Source organism: Neorhizobium sp. BETTINA12A, from assembly GCF_023006485.1.
Taxonomy (GTDB): domain Bacteria; phylum Pseudomonadota; class Alphaproteobacteria; order Rhizobiales; family Rhizobiaceae; genus Neorhizobium.
The window spans coordinates 1-11,333 of sequence record NZ_JALBGW010000155.1 but is presented as its reverse complement, the minus strand read 5'-3'; the positions used below and the strand labels follow the sequence as shown (position 1 = coordinate 11,333).

The 11,333-nt window shown below is 61.7% G+C and carries 11 protein-coding genes, 1 other RNA gene and 1 pseudogene; 3 read left to right on the top strand and 10 right to left on the bottom strand.

Going from position 1 to position 11,333, the window contains the following annotated elements; all coding sequences use genetic code 11:
• From MOV61_RS24500 to MOV61_RS24455, 10 genes are all read right to left on the bottom strand, one after another.
• The coding region (locus tag MOV61_RS24500; protein WP_247138460.1) for a Mur ligase domain-containing protein at positions 1-262 on the bottom strand (262 nt) is incomplete at its 3' end.
• 59 nt (positions 263-321) lie between these two features.
• The gene (locus MOV61_RS24495; RefSeq protein ID WP_247138459.1) at positions 322-2,064 is read right to left on the bottom strand and encodes a penicillin-binding protein 2; all 1,743 of its coding nucleotides are present in this window, start codon (positions 2,062-2,064) and stop codon (positions 322-324) included.
• Positions 2,064-2,525 carry a hypothetical protein gene (locus tag MOV61_RS24490; RefSeq protein ID WP_247037106.1) on the bottom strand — a complete coding sequence of 154 codons (462 nt, stop codon included), beginning with the start codon at positions 2,523-2,525 and terminating at the stop codon, positions 2,064-2,066. The genes MOV61_RS24495 and MOV61_RS24490 overlap by 1 nt, the downstream gene beginning before the upstream one ends.
• Positions 2,526-2,528: 3 nt before the next feature.
• Positions 2,529-3,554 carry a 16S rRNA (cytosine(1402)-N(4))-methyltransferase RsmH gene (rsmH, locus tag MOV61_RS24485; protein WP_247138458.1) on the bottom strand — a complete coding sequence of 342 codons (1,026 nt, stop codon included), beginning with the start codon at positions 3,552-3,554 and terminating at the stop codon, positions 2,529-2,531.
• 14 nt (positions 3,555-3,568) lie between these two features.
• Entirely contained in the window at positions 3,569-4,003 is a 435-nt protein-coding gene (mraZ, locus tag MOV61_RS24480; protein WP_038549302.1) for a division/cell wall cluster transcriptional repressor MraZ, read from the bottom strand.
• 448 nt (positions 4,004-4,451) lie between these two features.
• Positions 4,452-4,887: RNase P RNA component class A (gene rnpB, locus MOV61_RS24475), an RNA gene on the bottom strand.
• 70 nt (positions 4,888-4,957) lie between these two features.
• Positions 4,958-6,148, bottom strand: a complete 1,191-nt coding sequence (locus tag MOV61_RS24470) for an FAD-binding oxidoreductase (protein ID WP_247138457.1) — start codon at positions 6,146-6,148, stop codon at positions 4,958-4,960.
• Positions 6,149-6,215: 67 nt separating this feature from the next.
• Positions 6,216-6,812, bottom strand: a complete 597-nt coding sequence (locus MOV61_RS24465; protein WP_247138456.1) for a lytic transglycosylase domain-containing protein — start codon at positions 6,810-6,812, stop codon at positions 6,216-6,218.
• A 242-nt stretch (positions 6,813-7,054) separates the two neighbouring features.
• Positions 7,055-7,816, bottom strand: a complete 762-nt coding sequence (locus MOV61_RS24460; protein WP_247138455.1) for an N-acetylmuramoyl-L-alanine amidase — start codon at positions 7,814-7,816, stop codon at positions 7,055-7,057.
• Entirely contained in the window at positions 7,813-8,562 is a 750-nt protein-coding gene (locus MOV61_RS24455) for a DnaJ family molecular chaperone (protein WP_247037124.1), read from the bottom strand. The genes MOV61_RS24460 and MOV61_RS24455 overlap by 4 nt, the downstream gene beginning before the upstream one ends.
• Before the next feature lie 326 nt (positions 8,563-8,888).
• Between MOV61_RS24455 and MOV61_RS24450 the strand changes: the two genes are divergently transcribed.
• The 3 genes and pseudogenes from MOV61_RS24450 to MOV61_RS24440 all read left to right on the top strand — a co-directional run.
• Positions 8,889-10,100 carry a pyrophosphate--fructose-6-phosphate 1-phosphotransferase gene (locus MOV61_RS24450; RefSeq protein WP_247037126.1) on the top strand — a complete coding sequence of 404 codons (1,212 nt, stop codon included), beginning with the start codon at positions 8,889-8,891 and terminating at the stop codon, positions 10,098-10,100.
• A gap of 50 nt (positions 10,101-10,150) precedes the next feature.
• The gene (locus MOV61_RS24445) at positions 10,151-10,786 is read left to right on the top strand and encodes a LysE family translocator (RefSeq protein ID WP_247138454.1); all 636 of its coding nucleotides are present in this window, start codon (positions 10,151-10,153) and stop codon (positions 10,784-10,786) included.
• Positions 10,787-10,888: 102 nt separating this feature from the next.
• Positions 10,889-11,333: pseudogene (locus MOV61_RS24440) on the top strand (hypothetical protein); the annotation flags it as partial.

The following is an 11,333-nucleotide window of genomic DNA, read 5'->3' as shown; positions in this document are numbered from 1 at the left end:
GGCGCGGATTGGAAACGGCAAGGATTGGAATGCCCGCGTCCGCCGTATGGCCGGCAATCGCCGCGACCGCGCCGCGGGCGGCCGCATCGCCGATATAACGAGACCCGTCCGCCTTGGTGCCGGCGAATGCGGCAAACAGCATGCCGGAGGTTACCTTGCGGCTGTCGGAAGTAAGGCCGGTCACGTCGAGATCGCCTGCCGGCCCGGCCATCAGCTCGGCTATTTCCGGGAAATCCCGTCCGGCAAGTTCTCGCAACTTCATCGGTTGATTGTCCATTCTGAGCGTCGTCCCCTCGAATCGTCCGCTCAAGTTGTTATCGCTCAATAAGACACAAGCAGGGCAGAACCGTCATTGCCGAATTTCGGCTTCACTCCCAGAATGGGCGCCGTGCGGGTGATGATCTCCTTGACCATGGGAGCAGCCGAGGTTGCCGCAAGAGCTGCACCGTTGCCTTTCTCGGTCTTGGGTTCGTCGCAGAACGTCAGGACGACATATTGCGGATTGTCCATCGGAAATGCGGCGAGGAACGCGTTGAAGTTCTTGTCGTGGACGTAACGCCCGTTGACGACCTTGTCCGCCGTGCCCGTCTTGCCGCCGACGTTGAAGCCCGCCACGCGTGCGTTTCTGCCGGAGCCGTTGACGCCGTTCCATTCGAACAGGAAGCGCATGTCCTTGCTGGTCGTCGGCTTCATCACCTGGGTGGCGACCTTGTCGGCCTCCGCGCGGGTACGCGGCAGGAAGGTCGGCTCGACCAACTTGCCTCCGTTGACCAGCGCCGCACCGGCAACCGCCGTCTGCAAAGGCGTCGTCGAGACACCGTGGCCGAAGGAAATGGTGACCGAATTGATCTTCTTCCATTCGCGCGGCTGGCTCGGATAAGCGACTTCCGGAAGCTCGGTGCGCATTTTCGTCAGCAGGCCGAGCTTGGTCAGGAAGTCCTTGTGGCCTTCGATGCCGACCGTGTCGGCGATCTTGGCGGTACCGATATTCGACGAAAACTGAAAAATTTCCGGAACGCTCAGTATGCGCCCCTTGCCGTGGAAATCCTTGATGGTGAAACCGCCGATGCGGATCGGGAACCGGGCGTCGAACGTGCTCTGAAGGTTGACCTTGCCGGAATCGAGACCCATGGCGATCGTGAAGGACTTGAAGGTGGAGCCCATTTCGAACGTGCCGTTCGACACGCGGTTGAACCAGCCCTCCTCGCCGCCTTCGGCCGGATTGTTGGGATCGAAATCGGGCGCGGACGCCATGGCGAGCACCTCGCCGGTATGTACGTCGAGGACGACCGCGCCGGCGCCGATCGAGCTGTACTTGGTGATCGCTTCGGTCACCACGTCGCGGACGATCGACTGGACGCGCAGATCGATGGACAACTTGACCGGTTCCAGCGGCTGATTGGACGTCATGCCAACGGCTGCGAGATCGGCAAGGCCCTGATTGTCGACATAGCGCTCCATGCCGGCGACGCCGCGATTGTCGATATTGACGTAACCGACGACATGCGCAGCGGTCGGGCCGCCCGGATAGAAACGACGCTTTTCGGGCCGGAAACCGATGCCCGGAATGCCGAGCGCCAGGATCTGGCTCTGCTGCTTCGGGGTCAGCTGGCGGCGCAGCCACTGGAAACGCGAATTCGAGGTCAGCTTCGAATAGGTACCCTTGACGTCGAGGTCGTTCAGGACCGTCGCGAGCTTCTCGATCACCTCGTCGGCATCGATGATCTTGTTGGGTTCGGCAAACAACGAAACCGTGCGGATGTCGGTCGCCAGAACCGCGCCGTTGCGATCGACAAGGTCGGGACGCGACGCCAGCAGCCGATCTGCCGGCAGGATGCTCGAGGTGGTCAGCGGCTGCGCGACGCCATATTGCATCAGGCGGCCGCCGATGACGCAGTAGAAGACCGCGAAGCCGGCGATCAGCAGGCCGACGCGGTTTTTCGCCTGGGCCGACTTGCGCTTGCGGGTTCCCTCGAAGGATGCCTTTTCAGAGCCGCGGCCACGGCTGCCGGACGAAAAATGCGCGCGGCTCTTGACGATCATGATGCGGGACAGGAAAGACATCAGCGTTTCACCGATCCTGTTGAAATGACTTCGACGGGACCGCGCCGCAGCGGCACGGGAATTTTAGGAGCGGGCTTGGCCTTGGCGGCGGCAACACCCTTCAGGGCTGCGGCAACCTCGCTGTTCTTGCCGGCGATGATATCCTCGATAGTCGTCTCGGGCTGCGGAAGCCGAGCCCTCGGCATCGGCAGCTCCTTCGGCATCGCAAGCTGGGTCGTTTCGGTCGGGGCGAGCGCCAGCTCGGTATTGTAGACGTTAATCAGCCGGTGCAGGCGGTTGGGCTGGGTCAGCAGGGCCCAGTCTGCTTTCAGGAGATCGATCGTATCCTTCTCCAGCTTGATTTCCGATTCGAGCCGGCGAACCTCGCTGAGCTTCTCGTCGGCGCGGTGCTTGATCGAATAGGTGACGACGGCCGCTGCCGTCATGACGCCGATCAGAACAAGATCGAAGCTACGCAGCATGTATCAGGCTCCCATCTTTGCGAGGCTGGCGAGATCGGGCAGATCGAAAATGGATATGTCGGCCGCCCGAGGCGCGGCTTCCGTCCGCACACCGGCGCGAAGCTTTGCGGACCGAGCGCGCGGGTTCAACTCCGCCTCCTCGTCGCTCGCCGAGATCATCGACTTGCCGAGGGGTTCGAAGATCGCGGGCTTGGCCTCCACCATCGGCAGGTGGCGCGAACCGGAGGCCTTGCCGGAACGATCGGCAAAGAACTGCTTGACGATCCGGTCTTCGAGCGAATGGAAGGTGACGACGACCAGCCGGCCGCCGGGCTTCAGCGCCCGCTCGGCGGCGAACAGCGCCTGGGCGAGCTCGCCGAGCTCGTCGTTGACGAAGACACGCAGCGCCTGGAAGACGCGGGTCGCCGGATGGATCTTGTCCTTGGCCTTGCGCGGGTTGACGGTCTCGATGAGGTTGGCGAGTTCGCGCGTGGTCGTGAACGGCTCGGTCAGACGCCGCTTCTCGATGGCGCGGGCGATGCGGCCCGACTGCTTCTCCTCGCCGAGAAAACCGAAGATACGGGTGAGATCGCCGACCTTGGCGCGATTGACGACATCCGCCGCCGACACGCCGCTCGCCGACATGCGCATATCGAGCGGGCCGTTGCGCTGGAAGGAGAAACCGCGATCGGCCTCGTCGATCTGCATGGAGGAGACGCCGACATCGAACACCACGCCATCAAGCCCGCCTTCCGGCGCATGATCGGCAAGGCGGGAGAACTGCGACTGAATGAGATGGAGGCGGCCCTTGTGAGCATCGGCGAGCGCCTTGCCGGCAGCAATCGCATTCGGGTCGCGATCGAGCGCGATCACTTCGGCATCCGCCGCAAGGATCGCGGATGTATAACCACCTGCCCCGAATGTACCGTCGAGAATGATCTTGCCGGCTCGAGGCTCGAGTGCCTCGAGAACTTCTTTCAAAAGAACCGGAATGTGACGAACCGGTCCGCCTTCGGGCTCCGCTGTTCCGTCGCCTGGATTCGCCGCCATTCCGTTCCCCTGTCTTACGCGGGACGCGAACCGAAGCGCCCCTCTCTCGCCGCCGCCTGCGCCTCGTGGAACGCCTGCGGCTGCCAAAGTTGAAAATGATCCGAGCGCCCAACGAAGGTAACGTCCGAGCTGATTCCCGTGAAGTCGCGGATGAAATCCGTGACCATCAGCCGGCCCTCCGCATCGAGCCTCATGAAGAGGCCGCCACCGTGAACGAGCAGCGACATCCGGTTCGCTTCCGGCGAAAACGGATCGACGGAGGCGATCTGCCGCTCGTAACGATCGAGCAGATCCGGCCCGCCGACGCTGATCGCCGGATAGGTGAAATCCTGGAGGCAATAAAGCTCCTGGATCCCGCGCTCCGAAAGGACCGAACGAAAACTCGCCGGAACGGAGACCCGTCCCTTCGCATCGATCCTGTTCGTCGCATTCGACAGGAAGCGGCTCATCACGCCAAACATCCGCTCCGTTATGGTGCAGGACGGAAGCCCGCCCACCCGTTGACACAGCACCAAACACAGCTTCGCCGCCCGGATGGGCGGATAACCGCCCGGCCGTAGGACGACCGAAACTCAGGGATTGGCGGGCGCTCATTCGCCCTTGTGCAGTGCGATTTTGGGATACCATGGGACCATATGGGCGTCAATGGGAGAAGCCCCGCTAGCCACTCCCAAGCAGGATTTATTTATAAGCTGTTAAGTTTAACAAAGGGTTATCGGAGGACATGAAGAAACCGCCTCGGCAGTTTCCGACAAGTGGATTTTCGACCCTCGTTAAGCTCCGACAAACAAAGGAGCTTTCGAAATTCCTGATATAAACGCTGCGCCGCAAAAAGCGGCCGCAGGGGTGTCTATACCCCGAAAGGTGTAGACCGAATCGCGCCCGCGAGAGGAGGTAAACGCCAGTTGGCCTGTAAGCCGGGTTCTGTATGGCCCCGGTGCAAGCACCGGAACGTGGCAGCCATTCATCTGGGACGACATTTGCATGCCGCCTCACGCAACCCACCCGGATGACTGGCCCGGAAACAGGCTGTAGCCGCGTTTTCACGTGGCCCGTGTCATCCCTATTCGGTCTTGCTCCCGGTGGGGTTTACCTTGCCGCCGCTGTTACCAGAAGCGCGGTGGGCTCTTACCCCACCCTTTCACCCTTACCCCGCTAGCTCTGCCGCTTTGTCGAAAAGCGGTACAGCAAGCGGGGCGGTTTCCTTTCTGTGGCACTTTCCCTAGGGTCGCCCCCGCCGGACGTTATCCGGCACCGTGTTTCCGTGGAGCCCGGACTTTCCTCACCCTACCGCCTTTCGGCATTGGTAAAGCGCGGCTGCCCGGCCAACTGGCAGCGGTCACATAACCGAGATGCCGAGCGAAAGCCATAGGCTGGAAGTAATCAGGCCGGAGATAATCCGTTCAGAGATAATCGGCGCGGAAATCCGCCGAATAGGCGTCGTCCCGGATTTCCCCATGGAAGATCAATTCGGCGCCGAGCCGGCCGATCTCGTCGGAACTCTTGGCCGCCGCCCCGCAGCCGCCGCTGAGGATGCCGATTCGGGAGGCATCGGTCATGGCGATCGCCGGATATCCGGTCGGGGTGAACGAGGTGACGCAGGCCGCCATCGACGAGCGCGAGAGATCGAGCTCCGGCATCAACCGTGTCATGATCTCGGCAAGCCGGGCGCGCGTGCTTTCCCGCCCGCCGGAACGGAACCAGGCGCGGATGTCCGGCTCCGTCGGCAGCAGCAAATCGTCCGGATCGCCGCCGATCTTCAGATAGATCCCGCCATCGGGATAACGCACCGGCGGCAGGAGATAGACGCCGTCCTCGCCCTCGCGCCATTTCCAGATCAGCGAAGGCACCCTGCCCCAGACATCCATCGCAGCCTCGTCGACCTCGAAGAAGGCGACGGTGCGGGCATAGACACTCAGGTCGAGGCGTGCGCCGAGCAGCCGTTCGTTGATCGAAAAACCTCCGGCTGCGACCAGCACTTTTTCGGCAAGATAGCTGTTGCCCTCGGTGGTCGTGACGGCGACCTGATCGCCATCCTGACGCACCGAGGAAACCGTTTCCGGAATGATTGCCGTACCCTGGCGCTCGGCGATCAGGGCCTGCGCCTTCACCAGCCGGCGCGGATTGATGTGTCCGGCGTTCCTCGGCTCCCAGACACCTTCGCTCTCCTTCGGGAACGAGAAGAGGCCGAATCGCCCAGCAAGATCCGCATCCGACAGCGTCTCGGTCGAAACGCCGAGCTTGTCTGCCGCATCGAGCACGTCTGCGACGTAGGACGGGCCGTCGCCGCGCTTCGGGCCAACCAGCAGGCAGCCCGATTGGGAATAGAAATCCACGCCGCTTTCACGGGCAATCTCGCCGTAACGTTCGATCGAACGATTGGCGAGGCGCGCCCACACGGGATCGGGATCGATCGTCCGGGTGATGCGCGCCTCGTCGTAGTGGCTGGCAAAGACGCCTTCATGGCGCCCGTAGTCCGCCGGCTCACCGGGACCGACCAACGCAATACCGTCGGTCCATTTCGAGAGGTAGCGGGCCGCCGCAGCGCCCATCATGCCCCTCCCGATCACGATAAATCTGAACCGTTCCGTCATGCCCTCGCCTTTCGATTCCACCGGCCGAAATGTCTTCTGTTCGAAGCACTTCTAGCCGTTTTCGGAATCAAAATGCCACAGGCGAAAGCGACGCAGTGTGTTCGGCCGTCTGTTCAGCGGTCTCGATCACCGCCTGGACCCGGTTGCAATAACGCTTCGAAACCGGGTTCATGCGCTTGGCGCCATGGCCGGCATTGTATTTGAGGATGGTGCCGCAGATCTTGCCGCCGCCGAGTTCATGCGCGCCGGCCAGGTACTTCATACCATAGCGGATATTCGTCTCGGGATCGTAGAGGCCGTAGTCGGGGCCTTCATAGCCCATCAGCCTTGCCGTTGCCGGCTTGATCTGCATCAGCCCGATCTCGCCGGCACTGCCCTTGACGGTCGGCCGGAAATTGCTCTCGATCTGCACCACGGCCAGCGCGATCTCCTCCGGAACATCATATTCGTCCGCATATTTTGAGATCAGCTGGGAATAATGAAGCTGCCGAACCAGGCGCTTGGCTTCATCGGTGGGCGCGGCAAAACCGGTTTCGCGCGTTTCCCATGGAATGATCAGCGGCTTGGTATAGGTAGTGACGGCGTCGTCCTCAGCGCGCACGAGTTCGGTTCCCGCGACCAGCATGGCAAGGCCCGCCGCGGCAGCAACAATCATAATATTCATGTAGGTGAAGTGTCTCCGGACCAGCAGGAATCGCGGGTGCCGTTACGCAAACACCCTCTCAGCGCGTCGCCGGATTGACGGCGCGATGTCTGAACGATCCTGGTCGTTTATCTCTGCAACCCCCGTCCAACATGGCGGCTGCCGTTAGCGGGTCCTTTAGACCGGGCTAATAAGGAGATGATGTGGCACGGCTGATTTTTGCGGTTTTCCGCCGGTTCAAACGACCGCCGCGGCGCTCGGCGTCAATTGAATTTTGGCAAGGACTTGAGCAGCCGATGCAGAGTGTCGATCGTCGAGAAATCGGCGATCCCATCGACGAGCTGCGGCCGGAAATGCCGCTGGAAAGCCTCGACCACGCCCTTCGTGCGCTCGCAGAAAGTGCCCGTGATTTCAATTCCGTAGCCATAGAGCGAGAGCATCGACTGCAAGGCCTCGATAGGCTGGCCACTCTCCCCGAACTGGAAAAACCGTCCGCCGCTGATTTGCGTTGGATCGATCCAATGGCCGATCCCCTCAAGGTACAACTTTTCCCAGGGGAAATTTTCGCCCGGATCGACCTTGCGGATCGGGGCGACATCGGAGTGTCCGAGCACCCTTTCCGGCCGGATTTGCCACCTCTCGCCGCAATCGCGACACAATTCGACGACGGCTTCGACCTGCGTGGACGGATAGGCCGGCAGGCCTCCGGGATGGCCCGGATTGGCGATCTCTATACCGATAGAACAGGAATTGATGTCGATCTCGCCGGCCCAGGAGCTCTTGCCCGCATGCCAGGCACGCCGATCCTCCGGCACGAGCTGCACCACGCCTCCGTCCTCGTGGACGAAATAATGGCTCGAGACCTGGCTCTCCTCGTTGCACAGCCAGGAGAGCGCCTTATCGCCGCTCGGCATGCCCGTATAGTGCAGGATGATCATGTCGGGCCGGCGAGCGCCGGCACGTTCGCCATGGTTGGGAGAAGGCCTTACCGTCGCGCCGGCATAATCGGCGTTAAACGGCGTCATGCGGCGCGGCGCTCTTTCTCGATCGCCGCATAGGCGGCGTTGAGTGCCGCCATGCGCTCGTTGGCGGCGGCATGCAGCGAAGCCGGAACACCGCGGGCGATCAGCCGGTCGGGATGATGTTCGGAGACAAGCGAGCGGTACTGCTTGCGGATCTTGGCGAAATCGTCTTCCGGCGAAACGCCGAGCACCAGATAGGGGTCCCGGCCCTCGAGATGCACGTGCCGCGCCATGATGCGGCGGAAATGCCCCTCGTCGATGCGGAAGATTTCGGCGATGCGGGACAGGAAAGCAAGTTCCGCCTCATGCACCAGTCCATCCGCCTTAGCGATATGGAACAGGCCGTCCACGACGTTTTCCAGCATCGGGCAATTATCAGCCTTGCCGGCACCGGGGCTGCACAATCCGGCGAGCTTGGTCGCATAGGCTTCATAACCTGCAACGTCCTGGCGCGCGAGGTTATAGAGGCGTGCGACGTTGCGGGCTTCCTCGTCGGGAAAATCGAATATCTGCTGAAAGGCCTTGACCTCGGCCTCGCTGACGATACCGTCGGCCTTCGCCATCTTGGCCGACAGCGCGATGATGGCAACCGAAAACGACACCTGCCGGCGCGTTTCCGGATCACCCTCGAATACCGTGCGGATCGCCTCAATGACGCGGCCGAGCGCGTTCCCGGCTGCGTCGCCCATGGCGCCGAGAAGCCGTTCCCATAGAGAAGAAAACTGAAGGCAAGCAAAATCCCAGATCATCAGAATAGTGGACCAGATTGCAGCCGCGATTGCAAGACGACGGACGGCCCGTCTTAGATTAAACTATGTTCATGTTTTCCGAACAATCACCGGCGCTCACAGACAGGTGACGCTGTACTCCGGGACAATTGACGAGGCCCGCAGATCTGTTTTCCACAGGCGAGGCTTGAGTGCCGTAAGAGTTGAATCGATTATATTAGCCTCTCCTGCGCCACGAAGTCGAAGCTGCGGTTTTTCTTGAGAAATTCACTTTACAGGGGCCTATCTCTGTCGCATCCATTCAGCGGTTTTGAACTGTACGCGAGCATGCGCGTCAAGGAGGATCGATGGCCAAACAGAAAGTAGCAATGCTGACCGCAGGGGGCCTCGCGCCCTGTCTGTCTTCCGCCGTCGGCGGCCTGATCGAGCGCTACAACGACGTCGCGCCTGATATCGAGATGGTCGCCTACCGCTCCGGTTATCAGGGCGTTCTGCTCGGCGACCGCATCGGAATCACCAGGGACATGCGCGAAAAGGCGCATCTGCTGCACCGCTACGGCGGCTCGCCGATCGGCAACAGCCGCGTCAAGCTCACCAATGCCGCAGATTGCGTCAAGCGCGGCCTCGTCAAGGAAGGCGAGAACCCGCTTCGCGTTGCCGCCGAGCGGCTAGCGGCCGATGGGATCACCATCCTCCACACGATCGGCGGCGACGACACCAACACGACGGCCGCCGACCTCGCAGCCTATCTCGGCGCCAATGGCTACGACCTGACCGTCGTCGGCCTACCGAAGACCGTCGACAACGATATCGTGCCGATCCGCCAGTCGCTCGGCGCCTGGACGGCTGCCGAAGTCGGTGCCTCTTTCTTCGACAACGTTTCGAACGAGCAGAGTGCCGCTCCTCGCACATTTGTGATTCACGAAGTGATGGGACGTCACTGCGGCTGGCTTACCGCCGCGACCGCACGAGCCTATATTCAGAAGACCAAAGGCAACGAATATGTCGAGGGCTTCATGATGAACAGCGCTATGAAGAACATCGATGGTGTCTACCTGCCGGAGATGGCCTTCGACCTCGACAAGGAGGCCGCACGCCTCAAGGACGTCATGGACCAGCGCGGTTTCGTGACCTTGTTCGTTTCGGAAGGTGCCGGCCTCGATACGATCGTCGCCGAACGGGAAGCGGCAGGCGAAGCGATCAAGCGCGACGCGTTCGGCCATGTTAAGATAGACACGATCAATGTCGGCGGCTGGTTCCAGAAGCAGTTCGCAGCGCTGATCGGAGCCGATCGCTCTATGGTGCAGAAGTCCGGCTATTTCGCCCGTTCGGCACCGGCGAACGGCGGCGACCTGCGCCTCATCCAGGGCATGGTCGATCTCGCGGTCGAAAGCGCGCTGAACAAGGTTTCCGGCGTCACCGGCCACGACGAGGATCAGGGTGGAAAACTGCGCACGATCGAATTTCCCAGAATCAAGGGTGGAAAACATTTCGATCTGACGGCAAAATGGTTCGGCGAAGTGATGGACCATATCGGCCAACCCTTCGAAACGGCTTGAGACAAGAAAATTAGCGGGCGCCGCTCAACGGGCGTCCGGGAGGAAATGGAATGACGGCTGACATCTGGCTCGCTTTTGCTGCGACCGCGGTATTTCTCGCCCTCCTTCCAAGCCCCCTTGCTTGTCTCACCGCCAGCTTCTCGCTCCAGCGCGGTCGCCGCACGGCGATCGCCACGGTTCCGGGACTTGCCGTCGGAATGTCGGCCGCCCTGATCGTGGCGATGATCCCCATGGCCCTGGTCGCCGTCTATCTGCCGAAGCTCGTCGACGTAATCTCCTGGGCGGGGCTGGGCTACCTGATGCTCTATGTGCTCTGGTCCTACCAGGACCCGCGAATCTCCGGCCCCATCGCCGACAATGACAATCTTCCCGAGTGTCGGGCGGCGCGAATCTTTGGATGCCTGTTCGGCAAATCCGCCTTCCAGGCGCGTTATGCCATCGTTCTTGCAGCCGTGCTCACACAGTTCGTCGATCCCGACCGGTCGCTCCTGCCCCAGCTTCTCGAAATGCAGGCGACCTTCCTTGTTTGCGCAGCACTTGGAGCCGGAATTCACGTGCTTTTTCCGCGCCGCGTGCTCGCCCGCAGACGGCGCCCCGCCAACCTCAATGCCGCCTCGCGCAAACCCCAGACGCGCTTCATTTCACGGCGTGCGGTGACCGCCGGTTATCGCCGGATCGCCGCTTGACGCTCGCCGTCTTGCCGGACGCCACCCAATAGGTTAATGGAAATGCTCTTTTGGTGGCGTTTGGGCGGACTGGGGTAACCATTTTTTCATGAAAGCGACCCAATGGCGATAATCCGATTCCTCGGCCGCGGGACGGTTGTGGCGTGCGCCGTTTCTTCAGCTCTCACCGGATGTTCGAGCGTCGAACGCGAGCAAAAGCTTGCATCGACGCAGTCGGTTGCCCCGATCAACGGCCAGGCGACAGGACCTGTTCAGACAGCTTCCGCGGATGGCCAGACGACGACGCATAAAGCCGATCTGCCGGTCTACGGGCCGGTTCAGGTTGCAGGCCAGACGATCCCTCCGGGCGTCCAGCTTGCGTCCACCGTCCAGGTAGCCGACACCCAGCCGACCGTGGCACTCGCCAAGACCGCAAGACTTCCCGTTCCGACGCCTGCAGCCGTCGATGCGATGTCCGTTCAGTCGGCCGCGATGGCAGCGCCCACCATGGCCCCGCTCGTCGCTTTTGCACCGGCGCCCGGACCGGCGATGATGCCGCCGCCCGTGG

Excerpts from the sequence above, each read along its gene's own strand:
- MOV61_RS24495 (WP_247138459.1), bottom strand. The coding sequence starts at position 2,064 with ATGTCTTTCCTGTCCCGCATCATGATCGTCAAGAGCCGCGCGCATTTT.
- MOV61_RS24490 (WP_247037106.1), bottom strand. The coding sequence starts at position 2,525 with ATGCTGCGTAGCTTCGATCTTGTTCTGATCGGCGTCATGACGGCAGCG.
- rsmH (WP_247138458.1), bottom strand. The coding sequence starts at position 3,554 with ATGGCGGCGAATCCAGGCGACGGAACAGCGGAGCCCGAAGGCGGACCG.
- mraZ (WP_038549302.1), bottom strand. The coding sequence starts at position 4,003 with ATGAGCCGCTTCCTGTCGAATGCGACGAACAGGATCGATGCGAAGGGA.
- MOV61_RS24470 (WP_247138457.1), bottom strand. The coding sequence starts at position 6,148 with ATGACGGAACGGTTCAGATTTATCGTGATCGGGAGGGGCATGATGGGC.
- MOV61_RS24465 (WP_247138456.1), bottom strand. The coding sequence starts at position 6,812 with ATGAATATTATGATTGTTGCTGCCGCGGCGGGCCTTGCCATGCTGGTC.
- MOV61_RS24460 (WP_247138455.1), bottom strand. The coding sequence starts at position 7,816 with ATGACGCCGTTTAACGCCGATTATGCCGGCGCGACGGTAAGGCCTTCT.
- MOV61_RS24455 (WP_247037124.1), bottom strand. The coding sequence starts at position 8,562 with ATGATCTGGGATTTTGCTTGCCTTCAGTTTTCTTCTCTATGGGAACGG.
- MOV61_RS24450 (WP_247037126.1), top strand. The coding sequence starts at position 8,889 with ATGGCCAAACAGAAAGTAGCAATGCTGACCGCAGGGGGCCTCGCGCCC.
- MOV61_RS24445 (WP_247138454.1), top strand. The coding sequence starts at position 10,151 with ATGACGGCTGACATCTGGCTCGCTTTTGCTGCGACCGCGGTATTTCTC.